We start from the raw sequence: 26,363 nt of genomic DNA on the forward strand, positions 1-26,363 counted from the left end.
CTGCTCCCACCACCCCCACCACCTGCACGTGGTGCCGCTCCATCACCTTCAAGGCCCCCAGCAGTGTGTCTGTGGGAAAAACTGTGGCGATGAAGGACGACAACACTTCCCTGAAACCCCGGCCCTGCCCCATTTCCACGACCTCCCCGCGATGGACACACATCCCCTGCAACTGTCCTGCCGGTCCTCCAAAGTCCGCGTGCGACACACCGGCATCGGCCGGGCGACGGGCGTAGAATGAAGGCGTGACATCACGACAGGCATCAGCACCCCGGTTGAGCCGGATGGCGGACCTCTTCACCAAGGCGGTGGAGCGGAGCAAGGAGGGGTTGCTGACCCTCACGTTCAAGCCGGACGAGCTGTACCGGGTGCCCACGGACGACGGAGCGTCCATCGCGCTGGGGCGCTATCACCCTCGAGGGGAGCGCCGGTTCGCGGAGCCCGTCCTGCTGTGCCACGGGCTGGGAGCCAACCGCTTCCACATGGACTTCAACGAGCAGTACAGCCTGGCGCGCTACCTGGCGCGGGCGGGGTTCGAGACCTGGGTCATCGAGCTGCGCGGCCGGGGGCTCGCCGGGGCCTGCGCGGACTGGAACTTCGACGACCAGGCCGAGCACGACGTGAGAACGGCTTTGCGCACCGTGATGTCCACCGGTGCCCAGCAAGTGCTGTGGGTGGGCCACTCCAAGGGCGGCCTGATGCTCTATGCCCACCTGGCCAAGAACCCCCAGGCGCCGGTGAAGGCGGCCGTCTCCCTGGGTGCGCCCTTCACCTTCGCCGTGCAGCCGGGCTTGCGAGCGTTCGTGCAGCGGCTGGAGCCCCTGCTCAAGCTCAAGGTCATCCCCACCCGGCGCGTCACCAGCATCGCCTTCTTCGGGGCGCCTCCGGGGCCGCTCACCCGGTACATGATGCTGGCGGACAACATGGATCCGCAGGTGGTGCGCTGGGCCCTGGCCAACGTGCCGGCGGACGTGGCCGGGGGCGTGGGACGGCAGTTCGCCCGGTGGATCACCACCAGCCAGTTCACGTCGTTTGACGGCAGCTTCGACTACCGCGAGCCGCTCGCCGGGGTGAAGATTCCCTTCCTGCTCATCGCCGGCAGCCGGGACCTGCTCGCGCCGCCGCTGGCCGTGGCCCGGGCGAAGGAGCACCTGGGCGGCCCCGTGAAGATGCTGGTCGCCGGCCGCGGCCATGGCTTCGAGGCGGACTACGGCCACGCGGACCTGATTCTGGGCCGCAAGGCGCCGGACGAAATCTTTCCCCAGGTGGAGGCCTTCCTGTCCTCCAACGCCACCCCGCTCTAGAGGAAAAGCCCTCCGGGAGGGCCGGTTGTCCGGGCCCGCCCGGCGTGCTACCCGGGAGGCCGTCCCATGGGCCCATCCGTTCGCTTCCCATCCCGGCCGTGACGTCCCGCTTGAAAGCCCCGCGGCCTGGCACCACCGTGGAAGGTCCCCTGTCCCCTCCCCCGAGGCCTCAGCGCATGCGTCCCGCTTCCTTCCGCGCCTCCTTGCTGTCGTGGTCCGCTGTCGTTGCCCTTGGAGCGGCCCTCGGAGTCCTGGGGCTGACGGGCTGCCGGCCGCAGGCCCAGGAGGGTCCGGACCCCACGGTGGTGGCCACCGTGAACGGCGAGTCGCTCAGCCGGACGGACTTCGAACAGGAGCTGGGGCGGGAGCTGGCCACCACGGAGGGGCCGGAGCCCACGCCCGAGGAGGTGGAGCCCTTCAAGCGGGCGCTCGTGGACACGCTCGTGAAGCGGATGCTGCTGCTCCAGGCCGCGAAGCAGAACAACATCGCCGTGACGCCCGAAGAGGTGGACCGCGGCGTGCTGCGGCTGTCCGGCGACTACCCGGCGGGCAACTTCAACGAAGTGCTCGCCCAGGGGCAGCTGTCCATGGCGGAGCTGCGCGCGCGCGAGGCGAGCCGGCTCACCATCGAGAAGCTCTTCACCAACCACGTCTATTCGCGCGTGGCGGTGACGGAGGAGGAGCTGCGCGCGTACTACGCGGCGCACGAGGCGGACTTCCAGGAGCCGGAGGAGGTCCACGCCGCGCAGATGGTGGTGAAGGGGCTGGACGAGGCGCGCAGGCTCCAGGTGCAGCTCAAGGCGGGCAAGAAGTTCTCCGACCTCGCCCGGCGCTATTCGCTCAGCGCGGACGCCAAGGTGGGGGGCGACCTGGGCTTCTTCCCCCGGGGACAGATGCCTCCGGCCTTCGACGAGGTGGTATTCAAGCTGGGGGTGGGGCAGGTTTCGGACGTGGTGTCCACGGAGTACGGCTACCACCTGTTCAAGGTGCTGGAGCGCAGGTCGGCGAGGAAGCGGGAGCTGGTGGAGGTGCGCGGGAAGGTGGAGGGGCGCCTCTTGGAGGCCAAGCGGGCGGCGGCGCAGGAGGCCTTCGAGAAGGAGCTGCGCGACAAGGCCCAGGTGGTGGTGAACGAGGCCACGCTGCAGACCATCCGCGGGCGGCCGGCGCCGCAGGCGGCGAAGTGAAGGACTTTTCCGGGAGCGGGCCTGTTGGGCTCCCGGCGTTTGTCTCAAGAGGGTCGTTGCGATGAAGAACCTGGTGGCGTTCCTGGCGGCGGTGATGCTCTTCACGGGGGCGACGTCCGCCCGCGCGGAGCTGGTGGACAAGGTGGCGGCGGTGGTGAACCGCGACGTCATCCCGCTGTCGGAGGTGCAGCAGCGCGCCGCGCCGGAGCTCCAGCGCGTGAACTCCGAAATCGACCCGCACAAGCGCGCCGAGGCCCGCGCGCAGCTGATGAAGACCGCGCTGGACACGCTCATCGGCGAGAAGCTGATGGAGTCGGAGGTCCAGCAGCTGGGCATCACCACCACCGAGGCGGAGGTGGATGAGCTGGTGCAGGACGTGCTCAAGCAGAACAACGTCAGCGACATGAGCCAGTTCGAGCAGCTGCTCAAGAACGAGGGCTTCACGCTCGCCGGCTACAAGGACATGCTCCGCAAGCGCGTGGTCCGCGACAAGCTGCTGCGCATGAAGGTGGGTCCCAAGGTGAAGGTCACCGAGGAGGACCTGAAGGCCGCGTACACGCAGTACACGCGCCTGGAGACCGAGGATGTGGAGGTGCACGCCCGCCACATCCTGGTGCAGGTGGACGCCAAGGCCACGCCGGAGCAGGTGGCCGCCGCGAAGCAGAAGGCGGAGGGCATCGCGCAGGAGGCCCGCCGGCCGGGCATGGACTTCTCCGCCCTGGCGCGCGCCCGCAGCGAGGGCCCCAGCGCGTCGGACGGCGGCGACCTGGGCTACTTCAAGCGCGGCGTGATGGTGCCCGCCTTCGAGAAGGCCGCCTTCAACCTCAAGGAGGGTGAAGTCAGCGAGCCCATCCGCACCAACTTCGGCTGGCACATCCTGAAGGTGGAGGAGCGCCGCAACATCGCCGTGGCCTCCTTCGAGGAGATGAAGCCCAAGCTGGAGTCCAAGCTCCTCAACGAGAAGACGGAGAAGTTCCTGGACCAGTACGTCCAGGAGCTGCGCTCGAAGGCCAACGTCGAAGTGAAGATGTGAGCCCGCGCCCGGTGTCCACGACGGACGCGCGCCCCCGCGTGGGCATCTCGCTGGGGGACGTGTCGGGCATCGGGCCGGAGGTGACGGCCCTGGCGCTGGCGAAGCCCGCGGTGCGCCGCGCGCTGGTGCCGGTCGTGTTCGGGGACGGGCCCACGCTGGATGGCTTTCCCCTCTTCCGCCGCTTCCCTCGCGTGGCCCTGGAGGAACTGGGCCGCACGGAGGGGCCGGCGGTGGTGGAGGTGACGCACCTTCCCGCGAAGCACCGCGTGCCGGGCAAGCCCACGCGCGAAGGCGGCAAGGCGCAGTACGCGTACGTGCGGGCCGCCATCGACGCGATGCGCGCCGGGACGGTGGACGCGCTGTGCACCGCGCCCGTGTCGAAAGAGGAGATTTCGCGCGCGGGCATCCCGTTCATGGGCCACACGGAGGTGCTGGCGGACGCGTTCGGCGTGGACGTGTTGATGATGATGGACGGGCCTCGCGTGCGCATCGCGCTGGCGACGAACCACGTCCCCATCTCCGCGCTGCCGAAGCTGCTGACGGTGGAGAAGCTGGTGGCGCAGCTTCAATTGCTCTCGCGCAGCCTGCGGCCGGTGGTGGGCCGCAAGCCGCGCATCGCCGTACTGGGCCTCAACCCGCATGCGGGCGAGGGCGGGATGCTGGGGCGTGAAGAGGTGGAGGTGATTGGTCCCGCCATCCGCCTCGCTCGGGCGAAGCGGGTGGATGCGCACGGGCCCATCCCCGCGGATGGCCTGTTCGCGCGGCCTGACGAGGTGGGCGCGAAGTACGACGTGGTGCTGGCCATGTACCACGACCAGGGTCTCATCCCGGCCAAGGCGCTGGACTTCGAGCGCACGGTGAACGTGACGCTGGGCCTGCCGGTGCCTCGCACGTCGCCGGACCACGGCACCGCCTATGCGATTGCCGGCACGGGGACCGCGAGCTGCGTGCCCATGATGGAAGCCCTGCTCAAGGCGGCCCGGCTTTCTTCGGGAGCCGGGCAGACAGGTGCTTCGCGAGGTCCTCGCCGTCCTCCTTCGGGTCGATGAGCTTCGCGTGCGAGCCCCGCGCCGTGGCGTCGGGGACCACGAGCACCGTGACCTTCCCCGTGGGGCAGTGACCCAGGCAGGACGCGGGGATGAGCTGCGTCCTGGCCGCCAGGCCGTGGGCCTTGAGGGCTTCACGCACCCGGCGCGGAAGGTCCACCCCGCCCGCGTCCACCGGCAGCCGCATCAGGCAACGGTGACACAGGTGCAACTCGATGGGGTCTGGGTCCTCCCGCGCGGCCATGCGCCAGTCTAGCGCTGGAACCGCTTGTTGAGCTTGTTGAGCTGGCTCTCCATGCCCATGGAGGCCCGCTCCGTCCACTCCTTGCTGTGCATGGCGTCGGACGTGACGACCATCCGCACGGTGTCGCCCTTCGCCTCGAACTCCACCGCCGTGGAGACGGTGTACGGCGCGACGCCGGGGATGAAGTCCACCGCGTGCCGGTACGCGAGCCGCGTCTTCGGCGTCAGCTCCGTGTACGTGAGGCTGCTGGGGCTGGAGAGGGGCATGCCCGCCTGCTTCATGAAGGCGACCTGTTCCGGCGCGGTGGCGATCATGTCGTAGCGCAGCAAGCCTTCGGGGCGCGCGTTCAGCTCGTGCACCTTCACGGAGAAGCCCTCCGGGCCCCACCAGGACTCGAAGCCGTCCTTCGTGGTCCACAGCTCCCAGACCTCGTCGAGCGTCGCCTGATAGCTGCGGTCGAAGGTGACGGTGCTGCGCTTCGCGGTTTCGGTCGGGGTCGTCATGTGGGGTCTTCCTCGGATTTGGGGGCGTCCGTGCGTGCCTTGCGTCTTCGCTCGAGCGCCTGGCCGAACCGGTCGAGGCGGGCCTCCCAGAGGCTGCGATACCCGGTGACCCAGGCATCGAGCTCCTGAAAGGGCTCCGGGCGAAGCGAGTACAGCCGCTTCGTGCCCTCGGGGCGGACCTGGACGAAGCCCGCCTCCTGGAGGATCCCCAGATGACGGGAGACACCCGACTGCTGGATGTCTACCCGCTCCACCAGGTCGTTCACCGCAAGCTCGCCGCCCTTCAGCGCCTCGATGATGCGGCGGCGCGTGGGGTCGGCCAGGGTCTGGAAGACGTCAACATTCATGGACGTGTATATACATATCCGTGAATGTTCCGATTGTCCAGGGCCCTTCGCGTGGGCCTGGTGGGGGAGCGGGCGGGCTAGAAGACGAAGGGGTAGTGGACGGGGGTGTTCATGGCGACGCGGTGCACGGGGAACTTCCAGCCGCGCACCTGGTCCTCGATGCAGCCGGCGAGCGGAGAGCCCTTCAGGGTATCGGTCTCCATGGCCACACCGGAGACGGTGCCGGCGGTGTCCACGGACCAGCGCATCTGGAAGCGGCCGCCGTTCTCCAGCGCGGTGCCGGTCTTGAAGTTCTGGACGCAGGTGGCGATGGCGGGCTGGTGGGTGACGACCACGTTGGTGATGTCCGAGGGCGCGAGCTGCTCGCGCTCGGAGGTCGGGGCCGGCGGGATGTAGACGGTCTTCTCCTGGGCCTGCTTGGAGGCGGAGGCTTCCGGGGACTCCGCTTCGTCGGTGAAGCCGAGCTCGCGGGCGAAGTCCTCGTCGATTTCGGATCCGGGCTGCGCGGCTTCCTCGGCCTCGGCTTCGGCGGCGGCCTGACGGGCCCGAGCCATTTCCTCCTCGGAGATTTCGCTACCGAAGGACATCTCACGGGCCTCGCCGGTGTCCTCGGGCGCTTCGAGCGTGGCCGCGCGCTGGGCCACGGGGGCCTTCTTCGGCGTCACCGGAGCGGGCTGCGTGGACGGCGTGGGGTCCGGAGCCAGCGTGTGCAGGCCGGTGGTCAGGCCCGCGCTCGCGGGGCCCGCGAGGACGGGCGTGTTCGGAGTGAGGGCCTGCGCGGCGCGCTGCGCGTCCGTCAGGGCAGGAGTGTTCACGCCGCCTGCGATGGACTGCGAGAAGTCCGGCGTGGCCAACTGGGTGCCGGGGACACCGTAGAAGCCCTGCGTGCCCGGTTGGGTCGTCGCGAAGCCCTGGGTGCCCGGAGCGCCGATCCGCGCGGCGACGGTGCCCGGCTGAGTCGTCGCGGTGCCCGGCGCGGCCACGGGGGTGCTGTTCAGGACCTGTGCTTGCGGCGCGGGCTGCGTCTCATCCTTCGACGTGAGGCGCAGGCCCGCGACGACGAGGAGGCCCGCGGCGAGCGCGCCCATCGCCACGGCGCTGACGAAGGACATGGGGCTCATGCCGAGGATGCGCGTGGACGCATCAGCGATGGCGGGCGGCGGCTCCGGCGCCACGGGCGCGTACGGCATCCACGGCTGCGGCGCGTAGGCCTCGGCCGGAGAACCGGGCGTGGCCCAGGCGGGCGACGGCGGCGAGGCATCCCACGACGTCACGGCGCCACAGGAGTTCTCCTGGGAGGTGCTGGACGGGGACTCATCCGCGCGCAGCCACTCCGGGATGACGAAGTTCGCGGCCTCGGCGGACAGCGTGAGCTGGGGCTCCACGTTGTCGTTGGACGGCGGCGGCAGCGACTGGAGCCAGGTCTCCTCCGTGGAGGCCAGGTCGAGCAGCGTGCGCAGCGGGCCGGTCGCGAAGGACTCCGGCACGAGGTCCTCTTCTTCGAAGGTCTCGGAGGAGAGCGCGCGATCCAGGTACGCATCCAGCTCTGCTTCGAAGGTCTCGGGGTCGCGGGAGAAGTCGGAACCGCCCACCTGCGCCCGCGAAGACACATCACCCGTCAGTAGCTCGCTCACGCCACCCTCCCCGCCGCCCATACCGCGCCAGACCGCCGACTCACTGCCAGGGGGCCGATGTTAGGAACGACCCCCGTTCGCGCCACCGCGAGCGTCCAGCCGTGAACGCTCCAGCGATCATTTGCCCCCGCGCAGGGCCCGAAACGTACGGCCCCGCACTCCACACTGTGCGCCGGTGTGCCGACAGGGTCTGGGTTTCCCCAGATGATCAGTACCGAGGGGCACCCGGCTTGGGCGTCAGGTTGCTGGGCGGGGCCTGGACTCCGTTCACGCGCAGGCCCGCGTGCATGAAGGAGGGCGCGCCCTGGAGGAAGGCCGCCGGGAAGTTGAGCGTGGGCTGGGATTCGTCATCCAGCGCCTTCACCTGCGCGGCCGTGAGCTTCACGTCCAGCGCGCCCAGGTTGTTGTCCAGCTGCTCCAGCGTGCGCGCACCCAGGATGGTGGACGCCACGCCCGGCCGGCCCTGCACCCAGGCCAGCGACACTCGCGCCACCGAGGTGTTCTGCTCCTTCGCCACGCGCTGGAGCACGTCGATGAGCCTGTAGGTCTTCTCGTTGAGCGACGCCTCCGCCCACGCGCCCCGGTCCGCCTTCTGCTTGCCCGCGTTCTCCCGCGTGTACTTGCCGCTCAGCACTCCGCTGCGCAGCGGCGACCACGGCGTCACGCCCAGCCCCAGCTCGCGCGCCATCGGGATGAGCTCGCCCTCCACCGTGCGCTCCAGCAGCGAGTACTCGATCTGCAACGCCACCAGCGGCGCCCAGCCCCGGAAGAAGGCCGTCACCTGCGCCTGCGCCACCTTCCATGCGGGCGTGTCGGAGAAGCCCACGTAGCGGACCTTGCCGGAGCGCACCAGGTCGTCCAGCGCCCGCATCGTCTCCTCGATGGGCGTGTTCGCGTCCCAGGCGTGCATCCAGTACAGGTCGATGTAGTCCGTCTGCAGCCGGCGCAGCGATTCATCACACGCCGCCATCACCGACTTGCGGCCCGCGCCGCCGCCGTTCGGATCCCTCTCGAAGAGGTTGCCGAAGAACTTCGTGGCGATGACCACCCGGTCGCGCTTCGCCGGATGCTTCCCGATGTGGTCCCCGATGATCTTCTCCGCGTGCCCGAACGTGTACACGTTCGCCGTGTCGATGAAGTTCCCGCCCCGCTCGATGAAGCGGTCCAGGATGGCGTTGGACGTCTCCACGCTGCTGCCCCAGCCCAGGTCCTCGCCGAACGTCATGGCGCCCAGGCAGAAGGGACTGACGCGCAGGCCAGAGCGGCCCAGGGTGACGTAGTGGTCGAGCGACATGGGCGGTTCCCTCGCGGATGGAAAGCGTGCGGAGCCAATCCCAGACGCCTCACCACTCCAACCGCCCTTCTCTCGGGCCGTCCAACGCCAGACACGCTCCCGCGCCCATCCGATCAACGCCGGACATCCGCGCGCTCCAACGCCCCTGCGGCGGCGCGCCCCCCAGGGCCGGGTCAATGTCCGGTGCCTGAGTTCCCTGGCACGCCCTCCTGCGATAGGAGGCTGTTCCATGCGAATCCTCTTCCCTGCCCTGCTGGGCATGACGCTGGCCGCCGTGGGTTGCTCGTCGTCCCCCGAGGTGAACAACCCCTCCGAGAATCCGGTCATCGAGCGTGGTCCCAAGACCATTGCCTTGGACGGCGACCCCAACGGCATCTTGTGGGACGCGGAGAGCGCGACCCTCTACATGGCCGACGACCAGAACAACCGCGTGCTGCGCTACCGCGACGGCGAGGGCATCTCGAAGGTGGCGGACCTGCCCACCGCGCCCGCGAACGGCCCGGGCCTGGGTGATCTCGTACGGCTGCCGGACGGCACGCTGGTGGTGGTGCGCTTCGGCGGCGGCACCGCGGGCGACGTCGTCTACGTCAAGCCGGATGGCACGTCCGCCATCATCCCCAACCTGCCCGCGGTGCGCCGCCGCATTGGCATCACCGTCACCGAGGACGGGCAGCTCTACGACGGCTACTTCGTGCGCAACAACAACGTGAACGTGGGCAGCGTGGCCCGCCTCACGCTGGACGGCACCGAGACGGAGGTGGTGGGTGCACTCCAGAAGCCCGTGGGTGTGCTCGCGGTGAAGGACACGCTGTTCATCAGCGACCAGCTCGCCGGCAAGGTGTACCGCGCGCCGCTGTCCGCGCCGTCGCAGCTGGTGGCCTTCGCCACGCTGAACAGCCCGGACCTGCTGACCGTGGGCCCCAACGACACGCTGCTCACCGGCAGCCGCGACGGCACCGTGCTGAGCATCCGCCAGACGGGCGAGGTCAGCGTTCTGGCCGGCGGCTTCCAGGAGCCGCACGGCCTGGCCTACGACGCGAAGAACAAGCGCCTCTTCATCGCCGACCATGACGGCACCCCGGAAGACGGCACGAACCACACCCTGCGCATCATCCCGCTCGAATGAAGTCCGCTTCCCTGTTCACGCTGGCCCTGCTCGCGTCGGGAACCGCCCTGGCGCAGGAGGAGAACTACCCGCGCTTCACCCCCACCTTCGTGGCTGAGGTGGACTACCGCGTCCACGCGGACGACATCGAAGGGCACAACGGCTTCAACCTGGCGCGCCTGCGTCTGGGCGGGCGAGGCCAGCCCGTGCCCTGGCTGGTCGCCGTGGGCACGGCGGAGTGGGCGCAGGAGAAGCCCGCGCTGCTGGACGCGTACGTGGACCTCCTCGTCATCGACGGGCTGCGCTTCTCCGTGGGCTACGCGAAGACGCCGCTGTTCCCCGCCGGGCGAGACCAGAGCATCGAGACGCTGCCCATCCCAGAACTGCCACTGGTGACGGCGGCGTTCTGGGCCCGCCGCGACCTGGGCGCGGAGGTGCAGTGGACGCCCGCGTCGCTGCCCCTGGAAGGCTGGCTGCGGCTGGGCAACGGCTCCGGCAGCCCGCTGGGCAACGACAACGCGCAGCCCTCCGTGGACGTGCGCCTGGACGTGCGCCACTCCGGAGTCCGCGTGGGCGCGGGCGCGCACGTGGAGGACGCCTTCGACCGGCCCGGCATTGGCGGGCGAGGGGCTCAGAACTTCCTCTTCTACCGGCCGCCTCCGGTGTCCGGCTACCGCACCGTGACGGAGGCGCACGGGCGGCTGGACGCGGGTCCGGTGCGCGTGGACGTGCAGGCGGCCGCCGCGTGGGAGCACCGCTCGCGCGACACGGACGGCAACCCGGCCACGCCGCGCGAGTCCCTGCCCACGATGAGCAGCCAGGGCCTGGGCGTGGAGGCGTCCTGGGTGATCCGGGGCATGCCTCGCAAGGGGGCGCGGTGGCCCGAGCCGCTCGCGGGCGTGGGCTCGGAGGGCATCCCCTCCGGCTCACTGGAGCTGGCCGCTCGCGTGGAGCGGCTGTGGCTGGGGCGGGGCGCACCGGACGTGGTGCCCGGAGGCACCACGGGCGGCGCGCTGGCGTTCCACTGGTGGGTCACGCGATTCCTGGGCTTCGGCGTCGCGGGCTACGTGAACCACTACGACACGCCGCCCGTGGAGATGCCCACGCGCGACTGGTCGTACCTGGCGCTCCTGCGCACCACGGTCAGCCTGCAATGACTAGCGGTGGTGTGCGTGCTGGCGGTCCACGTGGTGCTGAAGCTGGCGCCGCGCGGCCTCGAACGCGTCGGTGACGGCCTGGTAGGCATCCGCGTGGGCCGTGAACTCCAGAGGCTCCCGGTCCGCGACGATGTCCTTCCCCGGCACGTGCAGCTCCACGCGGACGTGGAAGTGGTGTCCCTGGGCGTGGTGGCGGTGCGGCTCCTCCACCACCACGTTGCAGCCGGTGATGCCGTCGTGGAACTGCTCCAGCTTGTCCGCCTGGTCGCGGATGTGCTCGCTGAGGGTGTCGCTCGTTTCCATGCCCCGGTAGGTGATTCGCAGTGCGCGCTTCATCGTCCGCCTCGGGTAGGACTCCGTGCTCTGGAGCCAGTGTGGATTCAAGGCATTGCATGGGTCCGGCCAACGTCCCGGGCCCACGAAACACCTATAACGGCCCCCTTTTGACGGGGCATGACGGGACACGCGCCCCGGTGCGTGGGGCACGTTGACTCATGGCAGCTTGCGCAAGCGAGGCAGCAGCTCCGCCACGGGACGCCCCACGTCCTCCGCGTCCAGGTACACCTGCACGGCGTGTCCCACGCCTTCCACGGGGGCGTCGAAGTAGTTGCGCTTGGTGGGCACCACCCACGCGAACCCCGTGCGCGGCAGGACGAAGCTCGGCGCGTTGCCGTAGGTGAGGAAGCCTCCGGTCCGCTCGCCCACCAGCGGCGCTCCCGTGGCGCGGTGCAGGGCGTAGGCTCCACTCTCTCCCGACGAAGCGGAGTCCCGGTCCACCAGCACCACGATGCGCCCGGTGAAGGGCGTCTTCGCATGGCCTTCCGCGCGGCCGCTGTCGAACACGGGGCGCGAGGGCTCCGGCTTCACGGGCCACTTCGGCCGGATGGCTTCACGTTCAGCCTTCGCTTCCGGCGTGTCCAACCGTCCATCCATGGCCTGCCGCTGCACGCGCGAGTTCCATTCGAAGCAAGGGAAGAAGGCGCCGTGCATCCACACCTCACCGGAAGAGAACCACGGCCCGCGCACCATCGTGTCCAGCCACTCGTACACGTAGCCGTCATTGCCGCCGCTGTTGCCGCGCAGGTCGAACACCAGCAGCTTGTGCTTGCGGTGCTTCGGCGCGTCCGCGACGAACTGGCGCAGCCCTGCCTCCGCTTCCGGCGGTCCGGAGAAGCGGCGGATCGTGATGATGCCAACGTCGCCCTTCGGCTCGTACGTGTAGATGTCCTTCGGCGCGAACTCACGGGCCGGACGCGGCGGCCGGACATTGAGCGGCAGAGACGTGTCGCCGCAGCGGAGCGTCCGTGCATCGCCGCCGCCTCGCGCGGACACGGTGAGCCGCTGTGCGCGGGAGCCATCTGGCTTCAGCACCGGCGCCACCCGCAGCGTGTCCGCCTGCGCGCCCTCCACGGTGTTCGCGTCACAGGACGTGAGTTGGAGTCCCGGAGTTGCGTCGGCCTGGTACTCGCGGAAGGCGAGCCGTGGCTCCTCGCGCAGCAGGCTCAGGAGGCCGGACGGACCGAAGTGGTTGTCCGTCAGCGCCTCGCGGACGGCGATGGTCGGCGTGAGCACGCCGTCCTGGAAGGACACGGTGGGCCCGGACGCGGCCACCTTGGCGCTCCAGTCCTGCAAGAAGGCATCCGGATCAAAGGTGCGGTGCGCGAGCAGCTCCGGCCAGCCGGAGTACGTGGTGCGCAGGACCTGGTGCAGGAAGCGCACGTCCTCCGCCAGCGCGGCGCTGTCCACGCGCGTGTCGGGCGTGGGCTTCGGCCGGCGGAAGGCCTCGTGCAGCACGGGGCTCTCCGGGTCGTAGCAATACGCGGCGCCGGTGGTCCGCGAGTCCAGGTACGGGGAAGGGGCCGCCGTCAGCAGGCCTCCCACGAGGAGGAAGAGATGCATGCCTGGATTACGACACGGCCCCTCGCTCCATTGCCAGGAGCGAGGCTCCGCTGCGCGCGGGCACTCGCTCCAGCGCGGCCCTACTCCGCCACCGACATGTCCAAGACCGCGGCCCCTCGCACGCGGCCTTCGCGCAGTGCCTGGAGCGCCTCGTTCGCGGCGGACAGGGGAAACACCTGGACCTCCGTGCGCACGGGCACTCGCGGCGCCAACGCCAGGAAGTCCATCGCGTCCTGACGCGTGAGGTTCGCCACCGAGCGCACCCCGCGCTCCTCCCACAACACCGAATAGGGGAAGGACGGGATGTCACTCATGTGGATGCCGCCGCACACCACCACGCCGCCCTTGTCCACGGCCTTCAGCGCGGCGGGCACCAGCGCGCCCACGGGAGCGAAGAGGATGGCCGCGTCCAGCGGCTCCGGCGGCGGCGTGTCCGAGCCTCCCGCCCACACCGCGCCCAGTTCCCGCGCGAAGGCCTGACCCTTGGCGTCACCCTCGCGCGTGAAGGCATGCACGCGGCGCCCCTGGTGCCGCGCCACCTGGATGAGGATGTGCGCGGCGGCGCCAAAGCCATACAGCCCCAGCCGGGGACCCTCCCCCGCCATGCGCAGGCTGCGGTAGCCGATGAGCCCCGCGCACATCAGCGGCGCGGCCTCCACGTCGCGGTACGACGGCGGCAGTGGGAAGCAGAAGCGCGCATCCGCGACGGTGTACTCCGCGAAGCCCCCGTCGATGTCGTAGCCGGTGAAGCGCGCCGTGTCGCAGAGGTTCTCCCGACCGGAGCGGCAGAAGCGGCACTGCCCGCAGCTCCACCCCAACCACGGCACGCCCACGCGCCGCCCGGGGGCGAAGCCTTCCACCCGCGCGCCCGTCGCCACCACCGTGGCCACGATTTCGTGGCCCGGCACCAGCGGCAGCTTCGGGCGCGTCAGCTCTCCATCCACCACGTGCAGGTCCGTGCGGCACACCGCGCAGGCGTGCACCTTCAACAACACCTGCTCCGGCCCGGGCTCCGGGATGGGCCGCTCCTCCTGCCGCAGGCGCTGTCCGGGTGCGTGAAGCACCATCGCCCGCATGGTCCCTGACATGGCCCGCCTGCCTCCCCACCCGCGCACTCCACGGGTGTCGAGGACAAGCTAGTCAGTGCCAGATGACCCGGCCGCTGCCGTTGACCCGGAGCTGGGTCGACTGCGCATGGCCATACAGGTCCACGTTGCCTGACGAGTCGAGCACGACGACCGCCCCGCCCCCGTCCACGTACGCGGAGACGGTGCCGGAGCCCTGCGACGTGATGTTCACGTCCACGGCCCGGAGGCCCGAGGCTCCGATACCCCCGCTGCCATCCAGCCAGGCGTCGAGCCGGTTGGTGACGCCCTTGAGCGTCGTGAAGCCGGAGCCGTCCACCCGGGCGCGCACATGCTTCGCGGCCCCCTCGAACTTCAAGTCGCCGGAGCCGGACTGCGACAGGTCCACCCACTCGGCCATGCCTTCGCCGGCCGCGCACAACTCCATGTTCCCGGAGCCGCTGAGCTTCGCATCCAGCGTGCGCACCCCGCCGCAGAAGCGCAGGGAGCCGGAGCCCTTCGCCACCAGCTTCACGTCCTCCTTCGCCCGCTCGAAGCCTTCCACGCGCAGGGTCCCGGAGCCGTCCTGCGTCGCGCCAATCATGCGCGGCACCAGGATCTCCACGCGCGCCGGGCCCCGGGGCGCGAACGAGCCGTCTGTCTCGATGACCAGCGTGTTGCCGGGCGACACGAAGGTGCGCACGCGGTGCTGGAGGTTCTCATCCAGCGTGACCTTCACGTCCGGCACCTCACCCTCGCGAATCACCACCTCCATCGAGCCCCGGTTCTCCACGGTGGAGAAGTCGATGGCCACGCGCGACTCCGTGACGGTGTTGCCGTCGCCCTGCATCTCGTCGGTGAAGTAGCAGCCGGACAGCAGTCCCGCCGCGAGCGCGGCCACTCCCAAACGCTTCCACATGTTCCCCTCCCGGACTTCGAATCGAATGCCGCGTCAGATCTGCACGCCCAGCAGGACGCCCGGCCACACGCGCACGGTGGTGCGTCCCCCGTCGGAGACGCTGCGCCACTCGGGCCCGATGCCCAGCTCCTCCCAACGATCCCCGTTGTCCCAGGTCACCAGCGTATTGCCGGTGACGCCGCCGATGAGCGCGAACCGCTTCGCCACCTGCCAACCCGCCACCAGCCGCAACTGTCCCAGCACGTTCAAGCCGTCGCCATCGCGAAAGAGGTTGTCCGTGTGGACGCCGCTGCCAATGACATCCAGGTCGAAGAACAATGGCCCCGCGGGGATGTGCGCGCCAAAGCCCATGCCTCCCACGTAACGGCGGCGGTGCGTGTCCGTGCCCGGGTTGAAGCCCAGCGTCAGCAGCGTGTGGAAGTGCCGTCCGCCGAACTTCACCGCGACGTTGGTGTACGCGAGGTCGCTGGCCCACAGCTGCAGGTTCGCCTGACCGTTGCCGATGAAGCTGAGCAACCCCAGCGCCTCGCCCTGGGACTCACGCGCCACGTTGATCAACCCCAACTGGAGGCCGTCCACCTTGCCCGCGACGTTGACCAACCCCACCTGCGCGCCGGACACGTCCCCGCCCACGTTGAGCAGCGACAACTGCGCGCCGTCCATCCGGCCCGCGTAGTTGAAGCCCGAGGAGGCCTGGAGGCCCGACATCGTCGAAGCGAGGTTCGCGCCCGCCGCGAACTGCGCGCCCTTGAACTGCGCGGTCGCGATGTTCGCGCCCACCGTGAACTGGCCCCCCACGCCACCCGAGCCCGCGATGTTCGCGCCCACGGAGAACTGGCCGCCGGACAGCTCGCCGCCCACCACGTTGCCGCCCACGGAGAACTGGCCGGCCGCCGCCGCGCCCTTCACCACGTTGAGGCCCACCGCGGCCTGGATGCCGTCCAGCTCGCCCGTGACGATGTTGCCGCCGGTGGCGAACTGCGCGCCGGACGCGGTGCCTCGCACCACGTTGGCTCCCAGCGCGAGCTGCACGCCGGACAACTCCTCGCCCACCCAGTTCGCGCCCAGGGACATGGCCGCGCCATCCACCCGCTTCGCATGCGTCGCGAGCGCACCCAACGCGAACGTGGTCACCAGCCGCTCCGTGGCCGTACCCGCCGTGCTCACGTGCGGCAGGGCCATCAGCACCACCGGGACGTGGATCTCCTCCGTGTCCGAGCGCTGCTGCGCCACCGTGGCACCCGCGGGCTCACCGCCCGTCGCGGCCTCCACGAGGGGCGCGGGGGACAGCGCCGCGACAGGAATCGCGACGGCCGTGGGAGCCGGTGCCTCCTGCACGGGAGCGAAGTGTGACTCCGGAGCAGCGGTCCCTTCCGTGCGCTCCTCGGCTCCGGCCGCTCCCGCCGCCACCACGACCATCACCCCGACACACACCGCGACCTTGCGCTTCATCGCCTGGACCTTCCTCAAAAAGGATTCGGCGAAGGGAACACCGCGCCCCTCCAGAACTGTCACCTGCCCGTCTTCGCCTCTCACGAAGCCCGGTGTCCGGCGCTCCCGGCCGCTACGCTTCCCCCATGCGCCCGTCCCGTCCTCCCCACCCTTCCCGCCGCGAGGTCCTGGTGGCGGGCATCGGCGCCGCGCTCGCGCCGTCCCTCTCCGCCCTGGCCCAGAGTCCCCGCATGCTCACCCGCCCCATCCCCAGCTCCGGCGAAGCCCTGCCCGTCATCGGCATGGGCACCTGGCAGACCTTCGACGTCGGCGGCGCCGCGAACGAACGCGCGCCCCTGGCGCAGGTCCTCCAGAAGTTCTTCGACTCGGGAGCGCGCCTCATCGACTCATCCCCCATGTACGGCCGCTCAGAAGCCGTCGTGGGCGACCTGCTGAAGCAGTCTGGCCAGGAGAAGACGCCGTTCCTCGCCACCAAGGTCTGGACGCGCGGCAAGGCGGAAGGGGCGGCGCAGCTCCAGTCCTCAATCCAGAAGATGGGCCACGGCCGCATGGACCTGATGCAGGTGCACAACCTGCTGGACGTGGACGTGCACCTGCCCGTGCTGCGGGAGATGAAGGCCGCGAAGAAGCTCCGCTACGTGGGCGTCACCCACTACCAGCGCAGCGCCTTCGACGACCTGGAGAAGCACATCAAGGGCAGCAAGCTGGACTTCGTGCAGCTGCCCTACTCGCTCGCGATGCGCGACGCCGAAGCGCGCCTGCTGCCCGCGGCGAAGGAGCACGGCGTGGCAGTGCTCGTCATGGAGCCCTTCGACAAGGGCAACCTCTTCCGCAAGATGAAGGGCCGCCCCCTGCCGGACTGGGCCGCGGAGTTCGACTGCTCCAGCTGGGCCCAGTTCTTCCTCAAGTTCATCCTGGGCCACCCCGCCGTGAACTGCCCCATCCCCGCCACGTCCGACCCCGCCCACCTGGAGGACAACGTGAAGGCGGGCTTCGGACGGCTCCCCGACGAGAAGCTGCGCGCGCGGATGGTGAAGCTCTTCGAGGCTTGATCAGCCCGGACTACAGGTCAGGCGACGGCGAGTAGCGCAGCTCACCGCCCGGCTCCAGCACCAGCCCGGTGCCGGGCTCGCCGGCCTCGTCGTCGCGCCCCACCTCCAGCACGCCGTCCTCCGCGTCCCACTGGCCCAGGTAATACTCGCCACCCGCCGCCATGCACGCGCGCCCTTCGGACACCACCGTCTCCACCACTTCCTTCTTGTCGCTGGTGAGGCGGTAGAGCGTCCACGTCTTGCCGTCCTCGCGGAAGCCCTTCACCAGGTCCGCCAGCTCCTCGTCGCGAGGCGTGCCGCCCGCCTTCTCCTCGCGCGCCCACTCGCGCGGCTCCTTCGTGGGCTGCGTCTTCTGCCACGCCCGCGCCAGCTCCAGCAGCTTCTGCTGGGCCGCGTCCTGGAGCGCGTGCATCGCGTCCGGCAGCTCAATCTCCTCCAGCGCCAGCAGGGCCGTCTCCAGCTGCAGCGCCTTCAGGCTCCACTCGTTCCACGCGGTCTTCAGCATCCGTGTCGCTCCCGGCCGTCGCGCCTCGTTCCGAAAGACGAAACAAGCGAGTGGGCCCGGCACGCCCCCTATCACACGCCCGGCTGCCGGGGTGCCGACCCGGCGGTGCGGACGATGTTCGCCGCCCGACCGCTGCCTACCTTCAACCGCCAAGGGAGGCGAGCACATGACGACGACGAAGAGTCCGCAGGACGTGGTGGAGCACCTGGGCAAGCTCATCCACGGCATCAAGGTCGCGATGATGACGACCGTGGACGCCGACGGCAGCCTGCGCAGCCGGCCGATGTGGACCTACGACAAGGACTTCGACGGCGAGCTGTGGTTCTTCACCAACGACCACACCCACAAGGTGGACGAGGTGCAGAAGGACCACCATGTCAGCCTCGGCTACTCAGACCCCACGCGGGACAGGTACGTGTCCGTCAGCGGCCGCTGCGCGCTGATCCGCGACAAGGCCAAGGCGAAGGAGCTGTGGAACCCCGCCCTCAAGGCCTGGTTCCCCCAGGGGCTGGATGATCCGAACCTGGCCCTGCTGCGCGTCTCCGTCGAGAAGGCCGAGTACTGGGACACCCCCAACAGCAAGATGGTCCAGCTGGTCGGGTTCGTGAAAGCCGTCCTCACCGGCGATAAGTACCAGCCGGGCGACAACCAGAAGCTCGACCGGGGCGCCCCCCGCCGCAACTGACGGGAACCCGAACGGGGCCGCCGGAAGGCCGGTGGTTCCCACGCTCTCAAATCCTGACACGTGTGTCAGGGGGTGTGTGAAAGCAGGACAGCCTCAGACCTGACGCACCTGGACCCACCCGGCGAGCGCCCCCAGGGAGCTCGCCGTGGTGGGTGAGACTTTTGCCCCATGGTTGCTGTTTCTCTGACAGCGCCGTTCGTCCTGGCTTGTAACGGGGCCCCGGCCCGAGTCATGCAGCCGAGCGCCGCCGTGGTACGAGCCGCAAACCGTCCGCACATCACGTTGAAGTGACAGACGGTTTAGAGTATCAACCATCCGCTTTCGAGATTTTCCACCTTCCGTCCGGCATCTTTGCCGGCGCCGGATGGAACGGACTCGGAGACGCTCATTGGGCGGAGCGATTTCCCGCCATTCGAAGGAATCAGGACGATGGAGAATAAGAAGAAGGTCGCGAAGCCCGAGGGAAAGCTGGCGGTGCTCATCCCGGGCCTGGGCGCGGTTTCCACCACGCTGATGGCGGGTGTGGAGCTGGCGCGGCAGGGCAAGGGCGCCCCCATTGGCTCGCTCACGCAGATGGGCACGGCCCGCCTGGGCAAGCGCACCGACGGCCGCACCGTGAAGCTCAAGGAGCTGGTGCCGCTGGCCACGCTGGAAGACGTCGTCTTCGGCGCGTGGGACATCATCAGCGAGGACGCCTACCAGGTGGCCGTGCGCTCGGGCGTGCTGACGGACAAGCACCTGGAGCAGGTGAAGCCCTTCCTCCAGGGCATCAAGCCGAAGCCGGGCGTGCATGATCCGGAGTTCGTGCGCCGTATCGCGGCCAACCACATCAAGGCCACGAAGACGCACCGCGAGAGCATCGAGGCCATCCGCCAGGACATCCGGGACTTCAAGAAGGAGCTCAACGCCAAGCGCGCCGTGATGGTGGTGTGCAGCAGCGTGGAGACCTTCCGCCCGCTGCCGGAGGCCTTCCAGACGCTGGCCAACTTCGAGAAGGCGCTGGACGCCAACAGCCCGGACATCAACCCCACGGCGCTCTACACCTACGCGGCCATCAAGGAAGGCGTGCCGTTCGCCAACGGGACGCCGAACGCCTCCGTGGACACGCCGGCGCTGCAGGAGCTGGCCAAGCTGGACGGCGTGCCCGTCGCGGGCCGTGACCTCAAGAGCGGCCAGACGATGATGAAGACGGTCATCGCGCCCGCGCTCAAGGCGCGCATGCTGGGCCTGGAGGGGTGGTTCTCCACCAACATCCTGGGCAACCGCGACGGCGAGGTGCTGGATGATCCCCAGGCCTTCAAGGCCAAGGAAGTGACCAAGTCGAGCGTGCTCGACACCATCCTGCAGCCGGACCTGTACCCGGAGCTGTACAACAAGTACTCGCACAAGGTGTCGATCCACTACTACCCGCCCCGCGGCGACGCGAAGGAGGGTTGGGACAACATCGACATCACCGGGTGGCTGGGCTACCCGATGCAGATCAAGATCAACTTCCTCTGCCGCGACTCCATCCTGGCGGCGCCGCTGGTGCTGGACATCGCGCTGTTCCTGGACCTGGCCAAGCGGATGGAGTGGCGGGGCATCCAGGAGTGGATTTCCTTCTACTTCAAGAGCCCCATGGCCCACGCGGGTCTGCCGGTGGAGCACGACCTGTTCATCCAGCTGACCAAGCTGAAGAACACGCTGCGCGTCGTCGCGGGCGAAGAGCCCATCACCCACCTGGGGCTGGACTACTACGGGGATGACCTCCCGCTCGCCCGCTAAGAACGACTCCGCGTTCAAGTGGCTCGTCACCGTCATGGCGGCGGGCCACTTCACGTTGGTGGTCTCCACCGGACGCGTCCGGTGGGAGCACGTCGCGGCGGACCTGCTGCTGGTGGTGCTGGCCTGGGCCGGCGCCGGCCCGCGGCGGTTCCTCCGCGGCGCGTTCCCGCTGTGGCTCACCGGTATGATCCTGGACAGCCAGGCGCTGTGGCTGGGGGTGCGCGGCACCATCCACACCGGCGACCTGTGGAACCTGGAGAAGCTGCTGTTCCCCGCCCCGGGCGGAACGCACTGGCCCGAGTGGTGGTCGCGTCACTCCAACACACCGTTGGACCTGCTGTGCGGCTGGGCCTACGCGGCCTACCTCTACGAGGTCTTCCTCGTGGCGCTGTTGTTCTTCTTCAAGAAGGACGTGCGCTTCGAACAGCTGTGCTGGGCCTTCTTCGTGGTGAACGCCATTGGCGTGGTCACCTACGTGATCTACCCCGCGGCTCCCCCCTGGTACGTGCTGAAGTACGGGCCGGGACTCGCGGACCTGTCGGCGCCGCCCAGTCCGGCGGGCACCGCGCGCTTCGATGCCTTCTTCGGCATCCACTACTTCGCGAACTTCTACGCCAAGAACCCCAACGTCTTCGGGGCCATGCCGTCGCTGCACGCGGCCTACCCGCTGATGATGGTGCTCGTCCTCTGGCACAAGGGCCCCGCGTGGCGGGTGGGCACCATCCTGTTCGCGCTGCTCGTCGCTTTTTCCGCCGTGTATCTCACGCACCACTATGTCCTCGACGTGCTCGCGGGAAGCATCGCGGCGGTCGTGGCCTTCGTCGTCGTGAGGGCTGTCTTCGCAAGACGGGCCATGGAAGCGCCAGGAGTGGCGCCCTTGACCCTGCCGTCTGGAGGGAACACCCGTGCATGACAACATGCTGGCCTTGCTCAGTGGAGACCTGTCCCCTTCGGCGCGCATCTGGACCGCGCTGGCGCCCGCGCTGTTCGCGGTCGCCTACTTCCTCGTGGGCCTGGTGCTCTTCTGTATCCGCTGTGCCATCAAGGGCATCCCGCGAGACGAGGAGACACTGACGCGCGGCAAGTCGGTGCTGGTGGGCTTCTTCCTGCGCCACTACTTCTTCTGGGTCATCCAGCCGCTGTGGCGGGTGCTCCTGCGCTCCGGCCTTCCGGCCAACGCGCTGTCCATGCTGTCGGGCCTGCTGGGCGTGTCGTCCGGCGTGGCGGTGGCGGCGGGCCGGTTCGCGCTGGGCGGCTGGCTGTTCCTGCTGGCGGGCGTGCTGGACGTGATGGACGGCCGCGTGGCGCGCACCCGCAAGGAGGCCAACCCCGCGGGCGCGGCGCTGGACTCCGTGCTGGACCGGTACGTGGACTCCGCCATCCTGATGGGCCTGGCCTGGTACTACCGGGACACCTGGGTGCTGCTGCCCGCGCTGGGGGCGCTGATGGGCTCCTCGCTGGTGCCGTACGTGCGCGCCAAGGGTGAAGGCCTGGGCGTGAGCGTGCGCGACGGCGCGATGCAGCGGCTGGAGCGGGTGCTGTTCCTGGGCGTGGGCACGGCGCTGTCGCCCATCCTGGAGGCGCTGTTCTGGCCGACGGAGAAGCACCCCATGCACTGGCTGGCGGTGGCGGGCCTGGTGTTCGTGGCCGTCCTGAGCAACGTCACGGCGCTGGCGCGCTTCCGCACGCTGGTGCGGGCCCTGACGCCCAAGAAGCCGGTGAAGCAGCGCTCGGGCGTGGCGCTGTTCGGCTTCAACGCGGCGGCGGGCGCCATCGCCACGGCGGTGGACTTCGTGGCGGTGCTGGGCATGGTGGAGTGGGGAGGCATCTCCCCGGTGTGGGCCACGGTGGCCGGCTGCGTGCTGGGCGGCGTGGTGAACTACTCCATCAACCGGGTCATCACCTTCCGCAGCCAGGGGGCGGTGGCGCCGCAGCTGGCGCGCTACACGCTGGTGAGCGCGACCAGCGCGCTGCTCAACGCGGGCGGCGTGGCGCTGCTCACGCTGCACCCGCAGCTGGCGTACACGCTGGGTTGGTGGCTGGTGCGCGGCGTCGTGTACTTCGCGTGGAACCTGCCCCTGCAGCGCGACTACGTCTTCAACGACAACTCGGACGAGCTCCTGGAGCAGCGGCCCCATGCGGCGTGACACGCGCGCCCGCGGTTTGAGGGCCCTGCTGGTGGGGGCCCTGCTTTCGCTTCCGGGGGTGGCGGCGGCGGGCGGCGTGCTGGGGTTGTCCTTCGACTCCAGCGACCGGTACGGAGAGAGCTTCACCTTCGTGGCGGATGCGGACGACGGCACCTATGTGACGGTGAACCTGTCGGTGACGAACATTGGCCCGGGGTCGCGCACGGGCATCTGCCGCGCCACCGTGCTGCGGCCGGGCAGGCCTGCCTGGTCGCCGCAGACACGCATGGGGGCGAAGGAGTGGGGCTATACGCCCGACACGGACACGCTCAAGTTGGGCACGTGCACGGCCCAGGCGACGGACGCGGGCCTGACGGTGGACGCGGCGTTGGACAACGGGCGGGTGACGCTGGAGTACGCGAAGAAGCCCGAGCCGTGGTCGCCGGAGGGCTCCGTGGTGGAGAACGGCAAGGACCGCTACCGCCACGAGGTGCTGCTGGGCGCGAGCCCCGTGAAGGTGACGCTCCAGGTGCCCAAGTCCGCGGCGGTGACGCTGGCGGGCGGCGGGTACGCGGACCACTCGCGCAGCACGGTGGCGCCGGCGAAGCTGGCGAAGCGCTGGGTGCGCTTCCGCGCGATGAAGGGTCCGCAGCACATGGTGGTGCTGGCGCGCGAGGGGCAGGAGGGCGACTACGCGCCTGTCTACGTCTGGGAGGGCAAGGGGGCCGCGCGGCTCCTGGAGTCCTTCACGGTCACGCAGACGGGCACGAAGGAGAAGAGCACGTGGCGGGCGGAGCTCACCGACCGCGACGGCAAGCCGGCGCTGACGTTGCGTGGAACCTCCCTGCTTCAGCGCAGCGCGCCCGTGGAGTCGCTGGGCATGCTGGGGGGACTGGTGCGGCCCGTGGTGGGCTCGCCGGTGACGTACCTGCTGCGGGGCGTGATGGAGCGCCCGGGCAAGGCGCCGGTGGAAGGGTTGATGGAAGTGTCGGTGGAAGGCGAGTAGCCGGCAGGGGTCTTCAAGCGTGAGCGAGTCGTTGCTGCGGTCGGTGCATCACGTCCCCGGGGTCCGGGGGTTCGTGCGCAAGCAGGTGCTGCGAGTGGTGGCGCGCGGGGTGGAGTGGACCACCAAGCTGCCCGGCAAGCGCGCCCTCAACGTGTCCCAGGTGAACCCATGGCTGCACGTGGGCGGCGGCGTATCCCGCGCGCGCTACGGCGAGCTGAAGGCCCGGGGCATCACCTGTGTCATCGACCTGCGCGCGGAGCGCTGTGACGACCGCGAGGCGCTGGCGGCGCTGGGCATCGAGCTGCTCAGCCTGCCGGTGACGGACCGCTACCCGCCGTCGGTGGAGCAGCTGTCGCAAGGGGTGCGCTGGGCGCTGCCCCGGCTGGACGCGGGCGGCGTGCTGTACGCGCACTGCGAGCACGGCGTGGGGCGCGGGCCGCTGATGGGGCTGGCGGTGATGGTGGCGCGCGGCTGGGACGCGCCGGAGGCGTACCGGGCGGTGCGCCATGCGCGCTGGCAGGCGACGCTCAACGACCGGCAGCTGCGCGGACTGGCGGACTTCGTGGCTGCTTGGACGGGCGTGCCGGAGAAGGCGGCTTAGGCAACGTGCCGGAAGCTGGCGTGGGGTTGGGCGGCCGGGCTCAAGGCTGGGGGCGCCACCACAGGCCCTTCAGTCCCGCCTGCTCACACGCCTGACGCGCTTCCTCGGTGTAGCAGTAGAAGGCCAGCTCGGGGACGAAGAACACGGGAGGGAAGCCTCCGGGTGGCGGGCGGAGCACGAGTGGTCCGGCGTCATCTTCGCCCAAAAGCTCTTCGTCCCACCGGAGGAAGGGCACGCCCTTCACGAGGGTGCGCTCCCGGTCGAGGCAGTCGGTTTGCTCCAGCAACTGGAGGATGACGAAGTCCTCGTTCTTCAGCGCAGGGTCCGTCACCGAATGCCAGGTCCGCCTCCGGGGGTACCCGCTTTGCACGAGGTGCCTGATGCGTTCCGAGTAGATGACCGTGGGGATGAGGCGGTGGCGGAACGGGCCCACTGCTTCGAGCACGCGCACCATACGCCGGGAGAGGAGCAACCACCCCATGGGCGCGGTGAACAGGTGGTCGAGCCCGGCGATCCTCTCCAGATTGCCGACGAACTCCATGACCCCGGGCGCGCCCTGCTGGCACTGATAGTCGATGCCAGGTTCGAAGAACGTCACGCACTCGAAGCCGTCGAACTCGATGAGATTGACGTCGTAGATTTCCGCATCCTCCTCGATGTGGGAGGCATCCGTCGCCAACGCATACATCATGTGGTGTGTGACTCCCCGTGGGAGGCCAGCTCCAACAAGGCCAGCTTCTTCCCCGTGAGCACCCTACCGCCGCGCTGCTCCTGAATCACCTTGATCACCGGCTCCTTCAGGCTCCCGGATTGGATGGCCTGGCGCAGCTCGTTCTCGACCTTGAGGATGGCCTCCTCGATGACCTTGGGCGTCCAACTGGAGGGGGAACCCTTTCTGGACAGTTCCTTCCAGGCAAGTTCAAGCCGGGCACGCACGAACTTGCTGTAGAGGGGATGGCTGCCCGAGTGGATGAGCTGGCCCTCCACGTTGAGCCCGGAATGCATGTCGAGGATGTTCGACCCGCGGTCAATCGTATAGCCCTTGAGCCGCTCCATGGCGGTACGGCTCAGCGGGTGTTTCTGGGCGATCTCGTCGGGGATGAGGTGATGCATGGGATGGCCAGCGGAGAGCCGGACCTCCGCCGCCGCCCGCGCCGCCGGGCCCTGGGTCTTCTCCACCCAGTCCAGGTAGTTCTTCCGATAGCGGGTGAAGACGCTCAGGCGGGACGTGCCCTTGCCGGCCTTGAGCACCACCAATCCCTCTTCGGTCACCGTGAGCGCCCCGTACTCGTCGCCCAGGGCCTTCCCGTCCGGACGGCGCAGCCGGAAGGGCTGGGAGTCCGAGCTCAACTTCTCCAGGCGGTATCCGGCGGCCTGGAGCTCCCGCTTGAAGGCGTTGAACTCCGGCGTTCCTTCCTGCGGGATGCGGCGTCCGACGAAGTCCTTGAGCTTGTCCCAGTTGGGGAGCTTCTCCAGCAGCTTCTCCAACTCGGCGTCACTGAGCGTGCGCTCGGTCAGGGGGGGCTCGGGGTCCGGCCTGGACGTCCCGCCTTCCTTGACTGCCTTTGACAGCAACGGCGTGCCGGAGCCCAAGGGATTGAAGGGCACCGGGATGGCGGGGGCGGCGGTGATGGAGCCCGGCTGGAACACGGGGACGCCCGCATAGGCACCGCCGGGACCCGCCGCCGCCATCATGTAGATGCGAGGTGGGGTGATTCTCACGGACGTCATCAGCTTGAGCCCACGTCCCGCGTTGGTCTTCACGCCCATCAGCGCCAGCGCCGCCATCGCGATGCTCACCAGCATCCGGAGGAAGGACTTGCTCGCTTCCTTGAGTTTCTCCGAGGAGCCGTTGGCCTCCCAGGCCTGGGTGAGCCACAGCTGCGCGTGCTTCAGGGCCTCTCCTCCGGCCTCGATGAGACCATGGGCCCCGAACGCCGCCAGGCCCAGTTGGATGAGCGCCGCCGCGAGCTGTCCCACCCCCGTGGGCGTCGCCGCCAGGAAGGTGGACAGCGCCTCCGCGGCGATGAAGCCCACCACCATCGCGGAGATCTCCAACCAGTTGTCCAGGATGGCCTTGCCGTACTGGCCGGTGACCTCTCCGAAGAACTGGTCCGCCTGCCTCACGGAGGTGATGACGTCCTCCAGGTGCCGGGCAGCCTTGCGCGCCATGGCCATCGCCTCGTGGGTGATGGAGCCGCTCGACACGATTCCCTGGAGCTGGTTGGCGAAGGCGATGCTCACCAGCCAGATGCGCTCGCCCGCGACCAGCCGCACGTCACCGTCGATGCGCTGGACCCCCTTGCGGCCACTCTTCACGTTCACGTGATGAATGACATTCTCGTAGAAGCGCAGGTCCCGCCCCGGCTGGATGGCCTGCCGGTAGATGCGCGCGGCGATGGGCTCCAGGCGGTCCCCTGGACGGACCTGATAGAGCGT

General features: G+C 69.4%; 26 protein-coding genes. 13 read left to right on the plus strand and 13 right to left on the minus strand.

What is annotated here, in order from left to right; translation table 11 throughout:
* The first annotated feature begins 284 nt into the window (after window positions 1-284).
* The 4 genes from D7X99_RS35850 (at window position 285) to pdxA (ending at window position 4,570) form a co-directional block, all read left to right on the plus strand.
* The gene (locus D7X99_RS35850) at window positions 285-1,304 is read left to right on the plus strand and encodes an alpha/beta hydrolase (RefSeq protein ID WP_121781686.1); all 1,020 of its coding nucleotides are present in this window, start codon (window positions 285-287) and stop codon (window positions 1,302-1,304) included.
* 176 nt (window positions 1,305-1,480) lie between these two features.
* The gene (locus D7X99_RS35855; RefSeq protein WP_120579695.1) at window positions 1,481-2,488 is read left to right on the plus strand and encodes a peptidyl-prolyl cis-trans isomerase; all 1,008 of its coding nucleotides are present in this window, start codon (window positions 1,481-1,483) and stop codon (window positions 2,486-2,488) included.
* Window positions 2,489-2,549: 61 nt separating this feature from the next.
* Window positions 2,550-3,521 carry a peptidylprolyl isomerase gene (locus tag D7X99_RS35860; RefSeq protein ID WP_120579694.1) on the plus strand — a complete coding sequence of 324 codons (972 nt, stop codon included), beginning with the start codon at window positions 2,550-2,552 and terminating at the stop codon, window positions 3,519-3,521.
* Window positions 3,518-4,570, plus strand: a complete 1,053-nt coding sequence (pdxA, locus tag D7X99_RS35865; protein WP_233613975.1) for a 4-hydroxythreonine-4-phosphate dehydrogenase PdxA — start codon at window positions 3,518-3,520, stop codon at window positions 4,568-4,570. Before D7X99_RS35860 ends, pdxA begins: the two co-directional genes overlap by 4 nt.
* On the opposite strand, the gene D7X99_RS35870 is transcribed toward pdxA, so the two are convergent.
* From D7X99_RS35870 to D7X99_RS35890, 5 genes are all read right to left on the minus strand, one after another.
* A complete protein-coding gene (locus D7X99_RS35870) occupies window positions 4,491-4,811 on the minus strand; it encodes a hypothetical protein (protein WP_121781687.1) in 321 nt (106 codons plus the stop codon). The genes pdxA and D7X99_RS35870 overlap by 80 nt on opposite strands.
* A gap of 8 nt (window positions 4,812-4,819) precedes the next feature.
* Window positions 4,820-5,314 (minus strand): SRPBCC domain-containing protein, encoded by a 495-nt coding sequence (locus tag D7X99_RS35875; protein WP_121781688.1) that lies wholly within the window; start codon window positions 5,312-5,314, stop codon window positions 4,820-4,822.
* Window positions 5,311-5,661 carry a helix-turn-helix transcriptional regulator gene (locus D7X99_RS35880; protein ID WP_121781689.1) on the minus strand — a complete coding sequence of 117 codons (351 nt, stop codon included), beginning with the start codon at window positions 5,659-5,661 and terminating at the stop codon, window positions 5,311-5,313. The genes D7X99_RS35875 and D7X99_RS35880 overlap by 4 nt, the downstream gene beginning before the upstream one ends.
* Window positions 5,662-5,738: 77 nt before the next feature.
* Window positions 5,739-7,295, minus strand: a complete 1,557-nt coding sequence (locus D7X99_RS35885) for an AgmX/PglI C-terminal domain-containing protein (RefSeq protein ID WP_158627123.1) — start codon at window positions 7,293-7,295, stop codon at window positions 5,739-5,741.
* A 208-nt stretch (window positions 7,296-7,503) separates the two neighbouring features.
* Window positions 7,504-8,589, minus strand: coding sequence for an aldo/keto reductase (locus tag D7X99_RS35890; protein WP_121781691.1), 1,086 nt, complete (start codon window positions 8,587-8,589; stop codon window positions 7,504-7,506).
* A gap of 229 nt (window positions 8,590-8,818) precedes the next feature.
* On the opposite strand from D7X99_RS35890, the gene D7X99_RS35895 reads away from it, so the two are divergent.
* Together D7X99_RS35895 and D7X99_RS35900 are read left to right on the plus strand one after the other, a co-directional pair.
* On the plus strand, window positions 8,819-9,715 hold the full coding sequence (locus D7X99_RS35895; protein ID WP_121781692.1) for a hypothetical protein: 897 nt from the start codon (window positions 8,819-8,821) through the stop codon (window positions 9,713-9,715).
* The gene (locus D7X99_RS35900) at window positions 9,712-10,851 is read left to right on the plus strand and encodes an OprO/OprP family phosphate-selective porin (RefSeq protein WP_233613976.1); all 1,140 of its coding nucleotides are present in this window, start codon (window positions 9,712-9,714) and stop codon (window positions 10,849-10,851) included. Before D7X99_RS35895 ends, D7X99_RS35900 begins: the two co-directional genes overlap by 4 nt.
* Here the strand turns inward: D7X99_RS35900 and D7X99_RS35905 are convergent, their stop codons facing one another.
* From D7X99_RS35905 to D7X99_RS35925, 5 genes are all read right to left on the minus strand, one after another.
* On the minus strand, window positions 10,852-11,187 hold the full coding sequence (locus D7X99_RS35905) for an HPF/RaiA family ribosome-associated protein (protein ID WP_121781693.1): 336 nt from the start codon (window positions 11,185-11,187) through the stop codon (window positions 10,852-10,854).
* A 156-nt stretch (window positions 11,188-11,343) separates the two neighbouring features.
* Window positions 11,344-12,750, minus strand: coding sequence for a S41 family peptidase (locus D7X99_RS35910; RefSeq protein ID WP_121781694.1), 1,407 nt, complete (start codon window positions 12,748-12,750; stop codon window positions 11,344-11,346).
* An 80-nt stretch (window positions 12,751-12,830) separates the two neighbouring features.
* On the minus strand, window positions 12,831-13,838 hold the full coding sequence (locus D7X99_RS35915; RefSeq protein ID WP_121781695.1) for a zinc-dependent alcohol dehydrogenase family protein: 1,008 nt from the start codon (window positions 13,836-13,838) through the stop codon (window positions 12,831-12,833).
* A gap of 52 nt (window positions 13,839-13,890) precedes the next feature.
* Window positions 13,891-14,733: a DUF2807 domain-containing protein gene (locus tag D7X99_RS35920; protein ID WP_121781696.1), complete on the minus strand. Its 843-nt coding sequence runs from the start codon at window positions 14,731-14,733 to the stop codon at window positions 13,891-13,893.
* Window positions 14,734-14,766: 33 nt separating this feature from the next.
* Window positions 14,767-16,185 carry a hypothetical protein gene (locus tag D7X99_RS35925; RefSeq protein ID WP_121781697.1) on the minus strand — a complete coding sequence of 473 codons (1,419 nt, stop codon included), beginning with the start codon at window positions 16,183-16,185 and terminating at the stop codon, window positions 14,767-14,769.
* A 125-nt stretch (window positions 16,186-16,310) separates the two neighbouring features.
* On the opposite strand from D7X99_RS35925, the gene D7X99_RS35930 reads away from it, so the two are divergent.
* Complete coding sequence (locus D7X99_RS35930) at window positions 16,311-17,237, plus strand: aldo/keto reductase (protein ID WP_121781705.1); 927 nt, start codon at window positions 16,311-16,313, stop codon at window positions 17,235-17,237.
* Between the two features lie 10 nt (window positions 17,238-17,247).
* Here D7X99_RS35930 and D7X99_RS44550 read toward each other — a convergent pair whose 3' ends face one another.
* Entirely contained in the window at window positions 17,248-17,742 is a 495-nt protein-coding gene (locus tag D7X99_RS44550) for a hypothetical protein (protein WP_121781698.1), read from the minus strand.
* A gap of 166 nt (window positions 17,743-17,908) precedes the next feature.
* Here D7X99_RS44550 and D7X99_RS35940 point away from each other — a divergent pair, with 166 nt between their 5' ends.
* The 6 genes from D7X99_RS35940 (at window position 17,909) to D7X99_RS35965 (ending at window position 23,924) form a co-directional block, all read left to right on the plus strand.
* Window positions 17,909-18,427: a pyridoxamine 5'-phosphate oxidase family protein gene (locus D7X99_RS35940; RefSeq protein WP_121781699.1), complete on the plus strand. Its 519-nt coding sequence runs from the start codon at window positions 17,909-17,911 to the stop codon at window positions 18,425-18,427.
* A gap of 429 nt (window positions 18,428-18,856) precedes the next feature.
* Window positions 18,857-20,191 (plus strand): inositol-3-phosphate synthase, encoded by a 1,335-nt coding sequence (locus D7X99_RS35945; protein WP_121781700.1) that lies wholly within the window; start codon window positions 18,857-18,859, stop codon window positions 20,189-20,191.
* Entirely contained in the window at window positions 20,169-21,104 is a 936-nt protein-coding gene (locus D7X99_RS35950) for a phosphatase PAP2 family protein (protein ID WP_121781701.1), read from the plus strand. Before D7X99_RS35945 ends, D7X99_RS35950 begins: the two co-directional genes overlap by 23 nt.
* Window positions 21,097-22,338 (plus strand): GtrA family protein, encoded by a 1,242-nt coding sequence (locus D7X99_RS35955; protein WP_120575690.1) that lies wholly within the window; start codon window positions 21,097-21,099, stop codon window positions 22,336-22,338. The genes D7X99_RS35950 and D7X99_RS35955 overlap by 8 nt, the downstream gene beginning before the upstream one ends.
* Window positions 22,328-23,323 carry a hypothetical protein gene (locus D7X99_RS35960; RefSeq protein ID WP_121781702.1) on the plus strand — a complete coding sequence of 332 codons (996 nt, stop codon included), beginning with the start codon at window positions 22,328-22,330 and terminating at the stop codon, window positions 23,321-23,323. The genes D7X99_RS35955 and D7X99_RS35960 overlap by 11 nt, the downstream gene beginning before the upstream one ends.
* 19 nt (window positions 23,324-23,342) lie before the next feature.
* On the plus strand, window positions 23,343-23,924 hold the full coding sequence (locus D7X99_RS35965; protein ID WP_120575692.1) for a dual specificity protein phosphatase family protein: 582 nt from the start codon (window positions 23,343-23,345) through the stop codon (window positions 23,922-23,924).
* 40 nt (window positions 23,925-23,964) lie between these two features.
* Here D7X99_RS35965 and D7X99_RS43285 read toward each other — a convergent pair whose 3' ends face one another.
* Window positions 23,965-24,615: a hypothetical protein gene (locus D7X99_RS43285; RefSeq protein ID WP_171805526.1), complete on the minus strand. Its 651-nt coding sequence runs from the start codon at window positions 24,613-24,615 to the stop codon at window positions 23,965-23,967.
* Window positions 24,612-26,363 (minus strand): AHH domain-containing protein (locus D7X99_RS35975; RefSeq protein ID WP_199756410.1); only part of this gene is annotated, 1,752 nt, incomplete at its 5' end. The genes D7X99_RS35975 and D7X99_RS43285, both read right to left, overlap by 4 nt.

Origin of the sequence: Corallococcus sp. AB032C (genome assembly GCF_003668935.1) — a bacterium.
Taxonomy (GTDB): Bacteria; Myxococcota; Myxococcia; order Myxococcales; family Myxococcaceae; genus Corallococcus; species Corallococcus exiguus.

What these genes read in the sequence shown, in the direction of transcription:
- D7X99_RS35850 (WP_121781686.1), top strand. Translation starts at nt 285, where the DNA reads ATGGCGGACCTCTTCACCAAGGCGGTGGAGCGGAGCAAGGAGGGGTTG.
- D7X99_RS35855 (WP_120579695.1), top strand. Translation starts at nt 1,481, where the DNA reads ATGCGTCCCGCTTCCTTCCGCGCCTCCTTGCTGTCGTGGTCCGCTGTC.
- D7X99_RS35860 (WP_120579694.1), top strand. Translation starts at nt 2,550, where the DNA reads ATGAAGAACCTGGTGGCGTTCCTGGCGGCGGTGATGCTCTTCACGGGG.
- D7X99_RS35870 (WP_121781687.1), bottom strand. Translation starts at nt 4,811, where the DNA reads ATGGCCGCGCGGGAGGACCCAGACCCCATCGAGTTGCACCTGTGTCAC.
- D7X99_RS35875 (WP_121781688.1), bottom strand. Translation starts at nt 5,314, where the DNA reads ATGACGACCCCGACCGAAACCGCGAAGCGCAGCACCGTCACCTTCGAC.
- D7X99_RS35880 (WP_121781689.1), bottom strand. Translation starts at nt 5,661, where the DNA reads ATGAATGTTGACGTCTTCCAGACCCTGGCCGACCCCACGCGCCGCCGC.
- D7X99_RS35890 (WP_121781691.1), bottom strand. Translation starts at nt 8,589, where the DNA reads ATGTCGCTCGACCACTACGTCACCCTGGGCCGCTCTGGCCTGCGCGTC.
- D7X99_RS35895 (WP_121781692.1), top strand. Translation starts at nt 8,819, where the DNA reads ATGCGAATCCTCTTCCCTGCCCTGCTGGGCATGACGCTGGCCGCCGTG.
- D7X99_RS35900 (WP_233613976.1), top strand. Translation starts at nt 9,712, where the DNA reads ATGAAGTCCGCTTCCCTGTTCACGCTGGCCCTGCTCGCGTCGGGAACC.
- D7X99_RS35905 (WP_121781693.1), bottom strand. Translation starts at nt 11,187, where the DNA reads ATGAAGCGCGCACTGCGAATCACCTACCGGGGCATGGAAACGAGCGAC.
- D7X99_RS35910 (WP_121781694.1), bottom strand. Translation starts at nt 12,750, where the DNA reads ATGCATCTCTTCCTCCTCGTGGGAGGCCTGCTGACGGCGGCCCCTTCC.
- D7X99_RS35915 (WP_121781695.1), bottom strand. Translation starts at nt 13,838, where the DNA reads ATGTCAGGGACCATGCGGGCGATGGTGCTTCACGCACCCGGACAGCGC.
- D7X99_RS35920 (WP_121781696.1), bottom strand. Translation starts at nt 14,733, where the DNA reads ATGTGGAAGCGTTTGGGAGTGGCCGCGCTCGCGGCGGGACTGCTGTCC.
- D7X99_RS35925 (WP_121781697.1), bottom strand. Translation starts at nt 16,185, where the DNA reads ATGAAGCGCAAGGTCGCGGTGTGTGTCGGGGTGATGGTCGTGGTGGCG.
- D7X99_RS35930 (WP_121781705.1), top strand. Translation starts at nt 16,311, where the DNA reads ATGCGCCCGTCCCGTCCTCCCCACCCTTCCCGCCGCGAGGTCCTGGTG.
- D7X99_RS44550 (WP_121781698.1), bottom strand. Translation starts at nt 17,742, where the DNA reads ATGCTGAAGACCGCGTGGAACGAGTGGAGCCTGAAGGCGCTGCAGCTG.
- D7X99_RS35940 (WP_121781699.1), top strand. Translation starts at nt 17,909, where the DNA reads ATGACGACGACGAAGAGTCCGCAGGACGTGGTGGAGCACCTGGGCAAG.
- D7X99_RS35945 (WP_121781700.1), top strand. Translation starts at nt 18,857, where the DNA reads ATGGAGAATAAGAAGAAGGTCGCGAAGCCCGAGGGAAAGCTGGCGGTG.
- D7X99_RS35950 (WP_121781701.1), top strand. Translation starts at nt 20,169, where the DNA reads ATGACCTCCCGCTCGCCCGCTAAGAACGACTCCGCGTTCAAGTGGCTC.
- D7X99_RS35960 (WP_121781702.1), top strand. Translation starts at nt 22,328, where the DNA reads ATGCGGCGTGACACGCGCGCCCGCGGTTTGAGGGCCCTGCTGGTGGGG.
- D7X99_RS43285 (WP_171805526.1), bottom strand. Translation starts at nt 24,615, where the DNA reads ATGATGTATGCGTTGGCGACGGATGCCTCCCACATCGAGGAGGATGCG.